Source organism: Paenibacillus lupini, from assembly GCF_011761355.1.
Taxonomy (GTDB): Bacteria; Bacillota; Bacilli; order Paenibacillales; family Paenibacillaceae; genus Pristimantibacillus; species Pristimantibacillus lupini.
Genome location: NZ_JAASRW010000004.1, coordinates 243,282 through 258,531 on the forward strand (window position 1 = coordinate 243,282; position 15,250 = coordinate 258,531).

The following is a 15,250-nucleotide window of genomic DNA, read 5'->3' on the forward strand; positions in this document are numbered from 1 at the left end:
ACACATCATGAAGAAAATCGGAGTTATTATGGGCGGTATTTCGTCCGAGAGAGAAATTTCGTTATTAACAGGCCAAGAAATGATCGCGAATCTGGATCGCAGCAAATACGAAGTATTGCCGATCGAGATTAACAGCAAACGCGATTTGATTGATAAAACAGCAGGCATCGACTTTGCACTGCTTGCACTGCATGGCAAATACGGCGAAGACGGTACTGTGCAGGGGACTCTGGAATCATTGGGTATTCCTTACTCTGGCTGCGGCGTGTTGTCGAGCAGTGTGAGTATGGATAAAGAGTTGGCCAAAAAGCTGATCCGCTTTGACGGCATCCTGACAGCAGATTGGATTAATGTCGCCAGCATGGAAGAACTCGCAGCGGCGAACGTAGAGCGTCTTGGCCTGCCGGTAGTCGTTAAGCCTAACTCAGGTGGTTCTAGTATTGCGACACGTCTAGTAAAGTCGCAGGAAGCCATTGAGGAAGCGGTAGCGGAAGCCTTGCATTGGGATGAGTCCGTCATGATCGAGCAGTTCGTTGGCGGGGATGAAATTACATGTGCCGTACTGAACGGCAAGCTGCTGCCAATCGTATCGATTCAAGCGAACTCAGATTTCTTCGATTACGAGTCCAAGTACCAAGATGGCGGAGCGACAGAGCAAGTTATCGAATTGCCTGCCGATGTGCATGCACGCGTTGAAGCGTCTGCCTTAGGCTGTTATAAAGCACTAAAATGCAGCGTGTACGCACGTATCGATATGATTATTACAGACGGAGTTCCATATGTGCTGGAAGCAAATACGCTGCCAGGCTTAACGAAGAACAGCCTGCTGCCAAAAGCGGCAAAGGCAGCTGGTATCACATTCAGCGAGCTGCTTGATTACATCATCGACTATTCTCTTGAGGAGAGAAAAGAGAAATAGTCGGCTAGGGAGAGATTAATATGCTGACGAAGAGCACTTGGGTATCGCCGCTTGTACGCGATTTGCCGCCATCGGGCATTCGCAAGTTTTTTAACGCGGCTGAGGGGAATAAGGAAATCATATCGCTTGGGGTTGGGGAGCCGGACTTTGCAACGCCAAAGCTGGCCAGAGAAGCCTGTATCCGCGCACTTGAGCGGGGCCGGACGATGTATACGCCTAACGAAGGGCTGATGGAGCTGCGGGAAGAGATTGCAGCGTACATGCACGGAAACTTCGGTGTAAGCTATGAACCGGCCAAGGAAGTGCTGGTTACGGTAGGCGGAAGTGAGGCGATTGATCTGGCAATGCGTGCGATTCTCGAGCCTGGCGATGAAATGATTATTCCAGTACCTGGTTACATTGCTTACGCACCAATTTGCACGTTGAACGGAGGGGTCCCTGTAGAGCTGGAGATGACAGCGGACCAATCGTTCAAGCTGACGGCAGAGGCATTGCGGCAGGCCATTACCCCTCGATCCAAAGTGCTCTTCGTCAACTTCCCAAGCAATCCGACGGGGGCAGTCATGACGTATGAAGATTGGCTTCCGATCATTAAGCTTGTGGAAGAGCATAACCTCATCGTATTGTCCGATGAGATTTATGCCGAGCTGACGTATAACAGCAAGCATACGAGCTTTGCTTCTCTGCCAGGGATGAAGGAGCGGACGGTTGTGATCAGCGGCTTCTCCAAAGCTTTTGCCATGACAGGAATGCGGGTAGGTTATGCATGTGGTGGTCAGGAGCTGATCGCGGCGATGACGAAGATCCATCAGTATACGGCGCTTTGTGCTCCAATTATCGGTCAGGTTGCGGCAATTGAATGTTTGCGGAACTGCATGGAGGATAAGGATGAAATGGTTGAAGCGTTTAATCAGCGCCGGCGGTTGTTTATCAAGGGCTTGAGCGAGATTGGGCTTACTTGCCGCGATCCGCAGGGTGCGTTCTACGCTTTCCCATCCATTGCTTCAACGGGTCTCAGCTCCGAGCAGTTCGCTCAGCGGCTGCTGCAGGAAGCGAAGGTAGCTGCTGTGCCAGGCTCGGTGTTTGGGCGAGGCGGAGAGGGCTTCATCCGCTGCTCCTATGCTTCCTCAGTAACGAATCTGACTGAAGCGTTGGAACGTATAAGCCGCTGGATCAGAACGGAAGTGTAGTTTTGCCTTTTAGCAAAGTAACAATCGGCTATAAAACAAAAAACAGCCCTTGGGAGTATATGTCCCAAGGGCTGTTTCTGTTTGAAGCAGCTTTCGCTGCTTATTTGGATACCGTCTTGTTATAGATATCGATCTTCTCTGTAATTTGTTTTGCCGCATCATCAAGCGCAGCCTTAATATCCTTCTTGCCTGAGAATACTTCTTCGATCGCACCTTCCACCGTCTGGCGAGCATCTGGGAATACGCCCATAACGGCGCCTTGGCTTGCTGTGCTTGGCTTGGAGGCATGAAGCTGGTCAACAGCTGTCTGGAACTGTGGATACTTCGCCAAATTATCTTTTACAATTTGCTCGTCATAAGCTTTTGTTGTGATTGGGAAGTAACCTGTGCTGATATGCCACTCCGCTTGAACAGCTGGCTCAGCCAGATACTTGATGAATTCCCAAGCAGCCTTCTGCTCTTCAGCCGACTTGTTATTCAGAACCCACAAGCTCGCACCACCTACAACAACACCACCTTCGGAAGAGGTGTCAGGCTTCGGAAGGAAGGCTGTGCCAACTTCGAACTTGCCTGCTGCACCATCAACGATGCCGCGCAGCGATGCAGTGGAATCCAGCGTCATGGCGATTTGGCCGGCCAGGAACGCTTTCTTTGTATCATCTGTCTTGCGTCCAAGATTCAGAGCCGACTTGTTATCTACCATGCTCTTCCACCAAGTCAGCGTAGTCGCAGCTGCTTCCTGGTTCACGAGTGATTCCGTAGCGGAGCTCTCGCGGCCGTTGCCGTTATTGACGAGGTCCTTGCCCTGATTAGCGAGCAGTTGCTCCATGAACCAGCCGTAGATGGCAAAGGACGCTCCTGTTACGTTGCCCTCGGTCAGTTTTTTGGCATCGTCAGCAACCTCTTGGTAAGTGGTTGGCGGATTTTCAATACCGGCTTTTTTGAACAGGTCCTTGTTGTAGTAAAGAATAGGGTTGGAAGTGTTAAAAGGCATGGAGTACTGCTTGCCGTCAAACGTGTAGTAGCTGCTAATATTTGGTTCAAGCGTTGACACGTCATATTTTTCTTCATCGATGAATTGCTGCACGGGCGTAACCGCACCGGAATCGATCATGAATTTCGAACCAATCTCATACACCTGGATTAAGGAAGGGCCGGACTTTGAATCCATGGAAGCCTTGAGCTTGTTCAAGCTCTCGTCATAAGTGCCTTGGAAGACACCTTCTACCTTGATGTCCGGATGTGATGCGTTGAAGTCACTGACCAGCTTGTCCGCCGCTGTGCCAAGCTCGCCGCTCATGGAATGCCACCAGACCACCTTGACCGGCTCTTTGGCTGGTTCCGTGGAAGCTGCACCAGCATTAGCCGTGCTCTCCGTATTGGAAGCTGATACAGTAGGTGACGGATCGTTGTTTTGAGCGCCGTTATTCGGATTTGATGCACATGCAGATAGAGGCAGCACGAGCATAGCCGCCACAGGTAATACCATTTTCCAATTGCGATTAATCATGTTGAATCCCTCTCCCTCTCCATTTGAAAAAATATTTATATATGTGGTAAGTCCCGTAGGACGAGTACCCGGATCAAATTCAGCCCTTAACCGCGCCAGCGGTTATGCCACGCACAAGCGGCTTCAAGCCAAGCCCCAGAAGAACGAAAGAAGGCACCAGAACGAGCGCCACACCGCTAAGGACAAGATTCCAGCTTGTCAACTCCTCAAACTGGAGCATAGCGATTCCGATCTGGACCGTTCTCATGGCATCACTGCTCGTAGTGAGCAGCGGCCATAAGTACTGGTTCCATCCGTTCAGGAACACATATACAGCAAGCGATGCAGCAGCTGGTCCAGATAACGGCAGCACGACGGAAACAAAGTGACGGAAATGCCCGCAGCCGTCGATGCGCGCCGCTTCGAAAAGCTCACGGGGCAGCTGCATGAAAAACTGACGGAGCAGGAACACACCAAATGCCGAGGCTGCGAACGGCACAATAAGTCCCTGGAACGAATCGAGCCAACCCCAGCTTTTGACCGTTAAATAGTTGGGAATAATCGTTACTTCCCATGGAATCATCATGGTGCTTATGAACAAGGCGAACCAGAAGCGGCTGCCAGAAAACCGGATATATACGAATGCGTAAGCGGCGAGAGCGGCAGTTAGGACTTGAAGCACCATAATCGCCGTCGCCAGAACAAAGCTGTTGAAGATAAAGCCGAAAATAGGTACGGTTTCGATCGCGTTCTTCAGCTCTCCCGTGTAAAGACCGGAAGGAAGCAGCTTAGGCGGATATTGGCTTGCCTCGTCCGGAGTCATGAAGATCTGAGTAAGCAGATACAGCAGTGGTCCCAGCACGAGAAGCGTTAAGAGAATAAGCAGGCCGTAATGGCTGAATAACCGTAGCGGATTACGCGGATGACTAAGTGCCTTCACTGGTAATGCACCTTCTTTCCAAGTGCGAGGAATTGTACCGCCGTCAAGAGAAGCATCAAGATGAACAGGACGATGGCCAGCGCACTGCCGGTTCCGAACTGGTAATTGATGAACGCTTCCCGATATATGGAGTACACCAGTACATTTGTGGAGTCAGCAGGTCCCCCGCGGGTGAGAATATTGATTTGCCCAAACGATTGGAAGGCGCTCATGATGGACACTACCGCAAGGAAGAAGAGTGTCGGCGACAGCAGTGGCAGCTTAATGGAGAAAAATGTTCTCCACATCGAAGCGCCGTCGATACGTGAGCTGTCCATGACATCGTTGTCGAGTCCCTGAATGGCAGCGAGGAGCAGGACAAACGGAAACCCCGAATTCATCCATATGGTCATAAGGGAGACGGAACCAAGAGCCGATCCGGGATCGGTCAGCCACTCAATTGGTCCGATACCGAATTCACCAAGCAAGTAATTAAGCATGCCGAGTGACGGATGGTACAGGATCATCCACAGAATAGATGCTGTTCCGACCGAGAGTGCCAGCGGAATGGAGAAGATAAAGCGGAAGATCTTGCTTCCTCTGCCTGTGGAATGGACAAGGCTGGCGCATAGCAAGCCAAGGACAAGTCCGGCAGGAACAGTCAGCAGTGTGAATTTGACCGTGATCCAGATGCTGTTCCAGAAAGCGGAGGATTCTATCATCCGTGAATAATTGTCCCAACCCACATAAGCGGCTACTCTGCCGCGAGGATCGGTGAGCTGAAAGCTCAAATAGACGGACCGAACCATCGGGTAAAATAAAAACAAGATGAATACGACCAGGCTAGGTGACAGGAACAGGTAACCTAGCAGCTGCTCCCGCAACCGTCTTAACCTGCCTGCGTTGCTCGTGGTTCCGGCCGAGACTACGGAGGCCGGAGACAAGACTTGACTAGACTTGTCCGAATAGAGGGATGTGTTCATATGTGACTGAAACCGCCCTTCCTAGAGATTGTTTAGCCGGATTCGGCTTGGCAAGTCCAACAATAACGACCTTTTGTAACCTCAATGTCAGCGTTTTATTAAGATTAGGAAAGGTGATAACGTTTTATTGAAAATGAACCGTATCTTTCTAAAGATTTATTTACATTACCTTTTAGCAGGGACAGACTTTACGAGAGGGTCTATAATCGTGATCAACGGGATTGCCAATTGTAATGAAATGAAGCCCGTGCCGGGAGGAGACAAAAGGATGTTAGGGGAAATGGAGCAAAGCATAATGGTGAACAGTCCAATCGTAATTGGGCATAGAGGCGCAGCCGGAGAAGCGCCAGAGAATACACTGGCAAGCTTCAGGCTTGCAGCTGAGCAAGGAAGCCATATGGTAGAGCTGGACATCCATATGTCGGAGGACGGCAAGCTCATCGTCTGTCATGACGATACGCTGGACCGGACGACAGATATCTCCGGGGCGATACGCTCCTTGCATTCGGATGTTATCCGTGAGGCGGATGCGGGAAGCTGGTTCTCGCCTTCCTTTGCCGGGGAACGAGTTCCGTTTCTGGAGGAAGTCTATGACCTGCTCCCGGAGCACATTGAAATCAATGTTGAAGTGAAGGATTCCGGAGGAGCGCTTTTTGATGAAGTTCTGCTGAACTACCTGCGCGGCAACAATCGGATAGATCGCACAGTCGTATCCTCCTTCGACCACAAACTGCTTCTTAGGCTGAAGCAGGCAGAACCGGAGCTTCGCATCGGACTGCTGTATGCTGCAGATCTCATCCATCATGCTTCATATGCAGCGCTGCTGGAGACGGAGGTCTGGTCGCTTCATCCGCATCATGGCCTCATCGGGGCATGCGATGCCGAAGATGCGGTCGCAGCGGGGCTTCACATCTATCCTTACACGGCCAATCGTTCTGCTGATTGGGACAGGCTTCTCTCTATTGGCGTAACAGGCATCATTACCGATTATCCGGGTCGATTGAAGGGACATCTAAGCCGGCTTAATCTCATAGGCACAACAAACAGCTTGCACGGATAACCCGTGCAGGCTGTTCTTTTTTTGCAATGACAAACTGTTTTTCAACGAAGTTGGAACGTTGCAGACGACTGGGCAGCGGGTATAGTATGAAGGAAGGCGCTTGTGCGAGATACTAGACTAATAGTTAATGTTAGAGGGGCGGTGAATGAGATGCCTATACATATCGGGCTTGCGGGCTGGGGAGATCAGGATGCGCTCTATGGTCCAAGTGTGAAAGCAAAGGATCGTCTGAAGGAATATGCGAAGCATTTTCCTCTGGTGGAGGTGGATAGCAGTTTCTACGCGATTCAACCGCGGGAGCGGTTCGCCAAGTGGACGGAGGAGACGCCGGAGTCGCTGCATTTTATCATAAAAGCCTATCAAGGGATGACTGGCCATCAGCGTGGCCCGGCAGCGGCTGCTGCGGCCAATGATCCGGATGCTACATTTGCGGCTTTCCGCGAGTCGATTGAGCCTGTGATGGAAGCTGGGCGTCTTAGAGCCGCTCTGTTCCAGTACCCGCCTTGGTTTGATTGCACACGGGACAATGTGCGGCTGCTGCGCGAGACGAAGCGGCGGATGGAAGGCATCCCTGTTGCGCTGGAGTTCCGGCATCAGAGCTGGTTTATACCCGAGTACCGGGAGCGGACGCTAGATTTCATGCGTCAGGAAGGCTGGATTCATAGCGTATGTGATGAGCCGCAGGCAGGTTTGGGGTCGATTCCAACTGTGCTTGAAACAACGGATGCGGCTATGACAGTGGTTCGGTTTCATGGCCGTAATGCGAGCGGCTGGAATCAGGGCGGCGCGCCGAACTGGCGGGATGTCCGTTATTTGTACCGCTATAACTCGGACGAGCTGCAGCAATGGGCGGATTATCTTGGGCAGCTTCAGGAGAAAAGTGAGCATATTTGCGTAATTTTCAACAACAACTCCGGCGGTGATGCTGCGGATAACGCGAAGCAAATGATGAACCAGCTTGGATTGCTCCGCCCTGACGGACGGGACCCGCTTGAACCAATTGAAGAGCCTCCCCAATATGAGCAGCTCGATCTGTTCTAATACCGCCTTAATATGCAGCATGAAGCTGGCATACCTCGTGGTACACTTAGAGATGTTATTTTAGCTGGGTTAAGCGAGGTTGTTTTATGAAAAAAACAAGAACATTATACTTGGCCATGGCCATCGTGTCCGGTGTCTTTATTCTATATACGACTTATAGTAACTTCATTCGTGATCCCGAGGCGTCCGGGTTCCTTGGTCATAAAACAAACATGAAGCATGTTTCTGTTTGGCTCAAGGTTATGGATGTTCACATTGCGGGTGCCTGCGTGGCGATGATTGCGGGACTGCTAAATTTTTCGAGATGGATAAGAATGAACTACGCGAAGGTTCACCGCAAAATCGGCTATGTGTACGTGACTGCTGTAGCTGTGGTTGATCTGACCTCCGGATACATGGCCCCATACTCGACAGGCGGGAAGATCAACAGTGTCGCTTTTAATATGGTGAATATCATTTGGTTGGCAGTTACCGTTATAGCAATCGTGAAGATTCGGAAAAAAGAAGTCGAGGCCCATCGGAAGTGGATGATCCGCAGTTATGCATTTGTGTTCACAAATATGTTCATACACGTGATTACATCGGTCATGAACAAGGGATTCGGCATCACCTATACAACAAGCTATACGATTGCGGTGTACAGCACGATTATTTTATTGCTGCTGATTGCTGAGCTAATTATAAGGACAAGGATGACAGACCCGGAACGGACATCAGAATGACCGCTTCAGGGTCTTTTCTTTTCATCTTTTTTGACCACAATAAGAGTAAGTACATCAAGCTCAGTCAGCCTCTGTAACTATGGAATAGAGGAGTGATGGGAATGAAAAAGAGGTTAATGTCCGTTGTTTTGCTTGCAGTAGGGGCATTATGGCTTACCTCCTGTGACGGTAATAAGTCGTCTGTCAAAACAGGAGGCACGCAAGTATCTGGTGAACAGGCTTCTTACCAAGTTGTGGCGGAGAAGCTTCAGGCGCCGTGGGTGATCGCTTTTGACGGTGACGTAATTTATATTAGCGAGCGAGACGGTAATGTTGTGCGGGTTGAAAATGGGAAGCAGACACGTATGCCCGTCGAGTTCCGTAAGAACGTTCATGCTGAGGGTGAAGGAGGCTTCCTCGGTTTCCTTCTTGCTCCTGATTTTCAGAAGTCGAAGGAGGCTTATGCCTACCATACTTATGAAGAGAACGGCAAAATTCTGAACCGTGTCATTGTGTTGAAGCTGGAGAAGGGCACTTGGACCGAGTCGAAGGTGCTGCTTGAAGGTATTCCGGGTTCGTTTAATCATGATGGCGGGCGGATGGCGATTGGTCCGGACGGGTTACTATACATAACAACAGGAGATGCGGGTCAAGACGAGCTGGCACAGGACCGGGGAAGTCTCGCAGGTAAAATCCTTCGTATGAAGCTGGACGGAACGATTCCGCCAGGCAATCCTTTTCCCGACTCCTACGTCTATTCCTATGGACACCGTAACCCGCAAGGTCTTGCTTGGAGCAGCTCTGGTATGCTGTTTGTCGCGGAGCACGGACCATCAGGGGACCCCGGTGGGCATGACGAGATTAATAGTATTGTGCCTGGAGGGAATTACGGCTGGCCGGTCGTTATTGGGGGCGAGCATCGTGATGGGTTGATTGATCCCGTCTTTCACACAGGGGAGGATACCATTGCGCCATCGGGAATTGCGATGAATTCGGGTAACAATTTGCTGATCGCTGCACTTAGGGGAGAGAAGCTGTTTCGCTACAATACGCTGACCAAAAAGATGTCCGTTGTACTTGAGGGTGAAGGACGGCTGCGTGATGTTCAGGTGCATAATGGCGGTATATATGTCATCACGAATAATACCGATGGCAGAGGGACACCATCTGATAAGGATGATCGGTTGCTGCTTCTGGCGAAATAAGGTTATTGACAGGAAACCGAATGGTTTCCTATAATGAAAAGCGAAACCAAAACGTTTCCTATTGGAGGAATCGAGTACAGGATGAATGAGGAATTGGTGAAGAAGCTTCGCTATAAGTCCGGACAAGCTTCGGTGATCCATGCACCTGAGGGCTATCGTCTTGGGATTGAGACGGCAGCTGCTTCGGATACAGGATCGGAAGCAGTTGGTCCATTTGAGTTTGTGCAGCTGTTCGTGAATAATGCGGCAGAACTTGAGGATAGTCTTCCTGGCGTGCTTTCTTTGCTTGAGGAAGATGCGGTGTTTTGGATTACCTATCCGAAGCAGAGCTCGAAGGTGAAATCAGACCTTAATCGGGATACTCTTGCAGCTGCTGTACAGGAATCGACGCCATACCGGCCGGTAAGCAACGTTGCAGTGGATGAGAAATGGTCAGCGCTTCGTTTTCGCCTGAAGGAAAAAGTGAAATCTAAAAACTAATCGGAGGTTTGATTAATAATGAGTAACTCGACAAACACATTGCCTGACGTTCGTCAGACAGTTGAAGTGAACGCACCAATTGAAAAAGTATGGAACGCGGTATCTACTCCAGAAGGGATTGCAGCTTGGTTCATGCCGCCAAGCAGTGATTTCAAGCCGGAGATCGGCTGTGAGTTCCATCTGGAATCCGGCCAGTTCGGCCAATCCCCATGTAAAGTGACAGAAGTGGATCCTCCGAACCGTTTGTCTTTCAACTGGGCTAAGGACTGGACGCTGACTTTTGAGTTGAAAGAGCTGGAAGCCGGCAAGACCGAGTTTACGCTGATCCATGGCGGCTGGGATGCAGACAAGGTTACCGAGTTTGGACAAGCGCATACGCAAGTACGCGAGCATATGGCCGGCGGCTGGGTTGGCATCATGAAGAAGTTTGTCAGCGTTGTCGAAGCTGGATAATATGGCGGCGGAGCCGAAGCACGACGTTTTCCAGGCTATTGCTGATCCAACTCGCCGCAGCCTGCTGCAGCTGCTAGTCGATCAGGAAATGCCGGTAAATGTGATCAGCGGTCATTATTCAATGAGCCGGACGGCGGTGTCGAAGCATCTCCGTGTACTTGCAGAAGCGGGACTGGTGAAGGAGCGCAAAGTCGGGCGTGAGACACGCTATCGGCTGGAGCCGGAACCACTGCTTGAGCTGAAGCGCTGGCTCAGCTACTACGAGCGCTTCTGGGAGAACAAGCTTCAGGCGCTCAAGCGCTTCGTCGAAGAGGATATGCCAGCCGGCGAGCCGTCAGGTCCTCTGCAGGTTGTTGAAGGAAAGCAGGAAGAATAGCGGAAGAAGCCGCGATTGGACGAGCTTATGCTCGGAAGATCGCGGTTTTTTATTGCGCTGGGAGCTGCTGTGGGAGATGTACAGGGCCAAATCAGTCAGGGGGATGCGCCTTCTTGGTTTGTAAGTCCGAAAACAGCCTTAGAGAGGCAGATACACGGAGAAAACATAACCGTAAGGCTGAATTCAGCCTTACGGTTCGGTCAAAACGCAATAGCTAAGGCTGCTTGAGAGCTGTAAGTCTGATAACAGCCTTACAGAGGCAAATACGCGGAGAAACCATCACCGTAAGGCTGAATTCAGTCTTACAGCTCGGTCCAAATGCAATAGTTGAGGCTGTTTAGGAGCCGTAAGTCCGAAATCGGCCTTACAGCAGCTGCTGTGTGGGGATATGATAGCCATAAGGCTGAAATCATCCTTACAGCGATCAAACGCTTAAAGGTGGTAAGCCGTGCAAAGACATTAGCCTCTATGCTCACTCCCGATGGAAAGTTTTCACGCATACTGGCAATTTACAAGCTTGCTGGCTTACAATAGACTTCGATAAGTGGGCCTTTATCCTTTCGAAGTAAGAATCATCACGACCGATGGTTGGGTGATAATTCTTTAGATAATGCTTTCGAAGCAAGAATCATCACAGCTAGCTAAGATAAGCTAGCCTGGGTGATAATTCTTTGGATAATGCTTTCGAAGCAAGAATCATCACAGCTAGCTAAGATAAGCTAGCCTGGGTGATAATTCTTTTTAGGAGTTGAGCGGTGTGCGTAAAATTATGTTTACAGGCGGCGGATCGGCAGGGCATGTAACGGTTAACCTGGCGTTGATCCCCCATTTTATACAAGAAGGCTGGTCGGTGGACTACATAGGCTCGGAAGCCGGCATTGAGAAGCAGCTCATCGAGCCGCTCCAGAATGTGCGTTACCATGGTATTGCAACGGGCAAGCTGCGCCGTTATCTGGATTGGCAGAACGTCAAGGACCCGTTCAAAGTCATTAAGGGAGCGTTCCAGGCGTACCGAATTATAAAAAAACAAAAGCCCGACGTGCTATTTTCCAAGGGTGGCTTCGTGTCCGTTCCCGTTGTGATTGGTGCAAGGCTGAACAAGGTGCCGGTCCTGATTCATGAATCCGATCTGACGCCGGGTCTGGCGAATAAGATTGCGATTCCGTTCGCGGCGGGGGTATGCACGACATTTCCGGAGACGCAGCAGCATCTTCCTGACGGGAAGTCCCATTACGTTGGAGCGGTCATCCGCGATCAATTGAAACAAGGCGACGCGGCAAAAGGCCGCAAGTTTGTTGGCTTCGTGTCCACCAAGCCGGTTCTGCTCATTATGGGCGGCAGCCTTGGTGCACGCAAGATCAATCAGGCGGTTCGTGCGTCGCTCAGCAAGCTGACAGAGAAATTCCAGATCGTCCATCTATGCGGCAAAGGGCAGGTTGAGCCTTCCCTGCAGTCCCCTCAATACAAACAGTTCGAGTATGTGAATGAGGAGCTGCCTGATCTGCTGGCGATGTCGGATGTGATCATTTCGCGTGCAGGATCGAACTCGATCTTTGAGTTCCTGTACCTGCGTAAGCCGATGCTGCTTATCCCTCTAACGAAGGAAGCAAGCCGCGGCGATCAGATTCTGAATGCGCGCTCGTTCCAGTCGGCAGGCTTCTGCGAAGTGCTCTACGAGGAGAACATGACCCCAGAGACGCTCGTGAGCAGCGTAACCGAGTTGCATGCGAACCGAGATAAATACGTTGATAATATGCAGAAAAATGATAACAAGGACGCTTTGTCCCAGCTCATTGGCCTCATCAAAAAGACGGCAAAATAATCGTCGAATGAACTCGAATGACCGCTATTAACCAGCAAGTATGTCTTGTGGTTATGGCGGTCTTTTTCTATAATAGGGGAAAGGTTAGGCAATAGTAGGAGGGAATTACAAATGGAATATATCAGTACTCGCGGTAATGTGGGCAAAATCGGCTTTGTCGACGCATTCCTTATGGGTCTTGCAGACGACGGCGGTCTTCTCGTACCTTATGAAATTCCGGTCGTTTCCGCGGCTAAGCTGAAAGAATGGCAGGAGCTCAGCTATCAAGAGCTGGTGCTTGAAATTTTCTCGCTTTATACGAATGATGAAATTCCTTATGAAGATCTGAAGAAAATGGTATACGACGGCTATTCGACGTTCCGCCATCCGGAAGTAACGCCGGTGCATAAACTCAGCGACAGCCTCTATTTGCTGGAACTGTTCCATGGTCCTACCTTTGCATTCAAGGACATTGCGCTCCAGTTCATGGGCCAATTATATACGTATGTGTCCAGCAAGCAGAACAAGAAAATTCATATTCTGGGCGCAACTTCCGGCGACACCGGCGCTTCGGCGATTGAGGGTGTCAAAGGTAAAGAAGGCATCAAAATTTGCATTCTGCATCCGAACGGCAAAGTAAGTAAAGTGCAGGAGCTGCAAATGACGACGGTTCAAGAGGACAACGTCCTGAACCTGTCCGTTGAAGGCAACTTCGATGACTGCCAGCGCATTATTAAAGATCTGTTCGCTGATCTGGAATTCAAATCGACGAACCATCTGTGCGCGATCAACTCGATCAACTTCGTGCGTATCATGGCGCAGACGGTCTACTACTTCTATTCCTACTTCCAAGTAGCGAAGCAGACAGGCAACTCGGATGCGAAAGTGAACTTTAGCGTTCCAACAGGCAACTTCGGCGATATCTTCGCAGGCTACCTGGCGAAACGTATGGGTCTGCCGGTTGATAAGCTGATTCTGGCGACTAATGAAAACAACATTTTGGAGCGCTTCATCAAGGAAGGTGTGTACAAGCCGGGCGATTTCCGTTCGACATACAGCCCTTCGATGGACATTCAGGTTGCCAGCAACTTTGAACGTTACCTCTACTATGTACTGGGTGAAAATCCGGAGCAAATCCGTTCCATCATGGATGGCTTCAAATCAGATGGGCAAATCGTTGTATCCGGCGATGCGCTCCGTAAGGTACAGGAAGAGTTCGCTGCACATGGCGTACAAGGCCAAGAATGCCTCGACACTATTGCTGCTTATAACAAAGAGACAGGCTATCTGCTGGATCCGCACTCCGCATGTGGTGTAGCGGCATCGAATCAATACGCAGATGCTGACACAGTGACCATCTCACTGGCAACGGCTCACCCTGCGAAGTTCAACGAAGCGATCGAGCTGGTTGGTATTGAGCAGGAGTTCCCTGCACCAATTCAAGCGCTCTTCAACAAACCACAGCGTCAGACGCTTGTGGATGGCACGCAGGAAGCAATCGTACAAGAAATCGTGAAGTTCTATAACGCTTAATCGATAGTTGGAAAAAGGGCTGCTTCGAGCAACCGAATGTTACATTCGGATTGTTCGGAGCAGCCCTTTTTGTTTTATCGCGCTGGAATTAACGGATTAATCGTCAACTTAATGGAATTCTGATCAAATACGAAATTCTATATAAATGATAGAATATCTACAGCATAGACGGAGGAAGTCCTGCATTGTTGCGGATAAAACAACAAGTTGATGTAAATATAAGCGTTGCTGGGAAGGGAGGGAGAAGAATGTCCATGCGGTTTAAGGAGAAGATCGTCATTGTCACGGGCGGCGGATCGGGAATCGGTGAGACAAGCGCGCGTCTGTTTGCTGCCGAAGGGGCATTCGTTGTCATCGCCGATTGGAACGAAGAGGATGGGCAGCGGGTGGCCGCATCGTTGAATGCGGAATTTAGCAGCATGATTCCCCGGTCGATTGCAGTCCAGACAGACGTATCCCAGGAGAGGTCCGTCGCTGCGTTAATGGAACGGACGAGGCAAATGTTCGGAAGACTCGACGTGTTATTTAACAATGCGGCGGTTATCCATCTGAAGCCGATTGAGGAGATAAGCGAGTCTGATTTCGACCGATTGCTTGCTGTTAATTTGAAGGGCGTCTACTTCATGATTAAGCATGCGATACCGCTTCTGCGCCTCTCGAAAGGCTCGATTGTTAATATGGCTTCGCTTGGCGGACTTGTCGGCCAGCGGAATAATCCCATCTACGCTGCATCAAAGGGCGGATTGATCGCGCTGACCAAGTCGCTCGCGCTCGACTTCGCACCGGATGGCGTGCGGGTCAATTGCGTCTGCCCGGCCGGCGTGTCTACGCCGCTGCTCGAGGCGTGGACGAGGGAGCAGGCCGACCCGGCGGCAGCGGCGAAGTCGCTAAGCGACATGCATCCGCTCGGACGCCCGGCCACCTCAGAGGAGGTCGCGCAGTCGGTGCTTTACTTGGCGTCGGAGCAGGCGGCATTCGTGACTGGGGTCGCCCTGCCCGTCGAAGGCGGCGCCTCGCTCGGCTACTAACTAAATACAAAGGAACCGGACGGTAAGCGAAGAGGCTTCGTATCCAGTAGAATAACTTGATGAAGACAACTG

The 15,250-nt window shown here is 50.6% G+C and carries 15 protein-coding genes; 12 read left to right on the forward strand and 3 right to left on the reverse strand.

Annotated elements, in window-relative coordinates:
• The first annotated feature begins 7 nt into the window (after positions 1-7).
• A complete protein-coding gene (locus FHS17_RS14600) occupies positions 8-919 on the forward strand; it encodes a D-alanine--D-alanine ligase (RefSeq protein ID WP_167279144.1) in 912 nt (303 codons plus the stop codon).
• Between the two features lie 20 nt (positions 920-939).
• Positions 940-2,109, forward strand: coding sequence for an aminotransferase class I/II-fold pyridoxal phosphate-dependent enzyme (locus FHS17_RS14605; protein WP_167279145.1), 1,170 nt, complete (start codon positions 940-942; stop codon positions 2,107-2,109).
• A 100-nt stretch (positions 2,110-2,209) separates the two neighbouring features.
• Here the strand turns inward: FHS17_RS14605 and FHS17_RS14610 are convergent, their stop codons facing one another.
• The 3 genes from FHS17_RS14610 to FHS17_RS14620 form a co-directional block, all read right to left on the reverse strand.
• Positions 2,210-3,619, reverse strand: coding sequence for an ABC transporter substrate-binding protein (locus FHS17_RS14610; RefSeq protein ID WP_167279146.1), 1,410 nt, complete (start codon positions 3,617-3,619; stop codon positions 2,210-2,212).
• A 79-nt stretch (positions 3,620-3,698) separates the two neighbouring features.
• The gene (locus FHS17_RS14615; RefSeq protein WP_341805832.1) at positions 3,699-4,538 is read right to left on the reverse strand and encodes a carbohydrate ABC transporter permease; all 840 of its coding nucleotides are present in this window, start codon (positions 4,536-4,538) and stop codon (positions 3,699-3,701) included.
• The gene (locus FHS17_RS14620; RefSeq protein ID WP_167279147.1) at positions 4,535-5,500 is read right to left on the reverse strand and encodes a carbohydrate ABC transporter permease; all 966 of its coding nucleotides are present in this window, start codon (positions 5,498-5,500) and stop codon (positions 4,535-4,537) included. Before FHS17_RS14620 ends, FHS17_RS14615 begins: the two co-directional genes overlap by 4 nt.
• Positions 5,501-5,780: 280 nt before the next feature.
• On the opposite strand from FHS17_RS14620, the gene FHS17_RS14625 reads away from it, so the two are divergent.
• From FHS17_RS14625 to FHS17_RS14670, 10 genes are all read left to right on the forward strand, one after another.
• Positions 5,781-6,560 carry a glycerophosphodiester phosphodiesterase gene (locus FHS17_RS14625; RefSeq protein WP_167279148.1) on the forward strand — a complete coding sequence of 260 codons (780 nt, stop codon included), beginning with the start codon at positions 5,781-5,783 and terminating at the stop codon, positions 6,558-6,560.
• Between the two features lie 150 nt (positions 6,561-6,710).
• Positions 6,711-7,601 carry a DUF72 domain-containing protein gene (locus FHS17_RS14630; RefSeq protein ID WP_167279149.1) on the forward strand — a complete coding sequence of 297 codons (891 nt, stop codon included), beginning with the start codon at positions 6,711-6,713 and terminating at the stop codon, positions 7,599-7,601.
• A gap of 86 nt (positions 7,602-7,687) precedes the next feature.
• Positions 7,688-8,323, forward strand: coding sequence for a DUF2306 domain-containing protein (locus FHS17_RS14635; RefSeq protein ID WP_167279150.1), 636 nt, complete (start codon positions 7,688-7,690; stop codon positions 8,321-8,323).
• A 101-nt stretch (positions 8,324-8,424) separates the two neighbouring features.
• The gene (locus FHS17_RS14640) at positions 8,425-9,507 is read left to right on the forward strand and encodes a PQQ-dependent sugar dehydrogenase (protein ID WP_167279151.1); all 1,083 of its coding nucleotides are present in this window, start codon (positions 8,425-8,427) and stop codon (positions 9,505-9,507) included.
• Between the two features lie 81 nt (positions 9,508-9,588).
• On the forward strand, positions 9,589-9,987 hold the full coding sequence (locus tag FHS17_RS14645; RefSeq protein ID WP_167279152.1) for a hypothetical protein: 399 nt from the start codon (positions 9,589-9,591) through the stop codon (positions 9,985-9,987).
• Between the two features lie 18 nt (positions 9,988-10,005).
• Entirely contained in the window at positions 10,006-10,440 is a 435-nt protein-coding gene (locus FHS17_RS14650; RefSeq protein WP_167279153.1) for an SRPBCC family protein, read from the forward strand.
• A 1-nt stretch (position 10,441) separates the two neighbouring features.
• Positions 10,442-10,816: an ArsR/SmtB family transcription factor gene (locus FHS17_RS14655; protein ID WP_167279509.1), complete on the forward strand. Its 375-nt coding sequence runs from the start codon at positions 10,442-10,444 to the stop codon at positions 10,814-10,816.
• Between the two features lie 769 nt (positions 10,817-11,585).
• Entirely contained in the window at positions 11,586-12,638 is a 1,053-nt protein-coding gene (locus FHS17_RS14660; RefSeq protein ID WP_167279510.1) for an undecaprenyldiphospho-muramoylpentapeptide beta-N-acetylglucosaminyltransferase, read from the forward strand.
• Positions 12,639-12,749: 111 nt separating this feature from the next.
• Positions 12,750-14,150: a threonine synthase gene (thrC, locus tag FHS17_RS14665; RefSeq protein ID WP_167279154.1), complete on the forward strand. Its 1,401-nt coding sequence runs from the start codon at positions 12,750-12,752 to the stop codon at positions 14,148-14,150.
• Between the two features lie 248 nt (positions 14,151-14,398).
• Positions 14,399-15,178 carry an SDR family NAD(P)-dependent oxidoreductase gene (locus FHS17_RS14670; protein WP_243865361.1) on the forward strand — a complete coding sequence of 260 codons (780 nt, stop codon included), beginning with the start codon at positions 14,399-14,401 and terminating at the stop codon, positions 15,176-15,178.
• Positions 15,179-15,250: the final 72 nt, after the last annotated feature.

Coding starts and splice junctions, on each gene's coding strand:
- FHS17_RS14605 (WP_167279145.1), top strand. CDS start 940: ATGCTGACGAAGAGCACTTGGGTATCGCCGCTTGTACGCGATTTGCCG.
- FHS17_RS14645 (WP_167279152.1), top strand. CDS start 9,589: ATGAATGAGGAATTGGTGAAGAAGCTTCGCTATAAGTCCGGACAAGCT.
- FHS17_RS14655 (WP_167279509.1), top strand. CDS start 10,442: ATGGCGGCGGAGCCGAAGCACGACGTTTTCCAGGCTATTGCTGATCCA.
- FHS17_RS14620 (WP_167279147.1), bottom strand. CDS start 5,500: ATGAACACATCCCTCTATTCGGACAAGTCTAGTCAAGTCTTGTCTCCG.
- FHS17_RS14625 (WP_167279148.1), top strand. CDS start 5,781: ATGGAGCAAAGCATAATGGTGAACAGTCCAATCGTAATTGGGCATAGA.
- FHS17_RS14640 (WP_167279151.1), top strand. CDS start 8,425: ATGAAAAAGAGGTTAATGTCCGTTGTTTTGCTTGCAGTAGGGGCATTA.
- FHS17_RS14635 (WP_167279150.1), top strand. CDS start 7,688: ATGAAAAAAACAAGAACATTATACTTGGCCATGGCCATCGTGTCCGGT.
- FHS17_RS14610 (WP_167279146.1), bottom strand. CDS start 3,619: ATGATTAATCGCAATTGGAAAATGGTATTACCTGTGGCGGCTATGCTC.
- FHS17_RS14630 (WP_167279149.1), top strand. CDS start 6,711: ATGCCTATACATATCGGGCTTGCGGGCTGGGGAGATCAGGATGCGCTC.
- FHS17_RS14650 (WP_167279153.1), top strand. CDS start 10,006: ATGAGTAACTCGACAAACACATTGCCTGACGTTCGTCAGACAGTTGAA.
- FHS17_RS14600 (WP_167279144.1), top strand. CDS start 8: ATGAAGAAAATCGGAGTTATTATGGGCGGTATTTCGTCCGAGAGAGAA.
- FHS17_RS14660 (WP_167279510.1), top strand. CDS start 11,586: ATGTTTACAGGCGGCGGATCGGCAGGGCATGTAACGGTTAACCTGGCG.
- FHS17_RS14670 (WP_243865361.1), top strand. CDS start 14,399: ATGTCCATGCGGTTTAAGGAGAAGATCGTCATTGTCACGGGCGGCGGA.
- thrC (WP_167279154.1), top strand. CDS start 12,750: ATGGAATATATCAGTACTCGCGGTAATGTGGGCAAAATCGGCTTTGTC.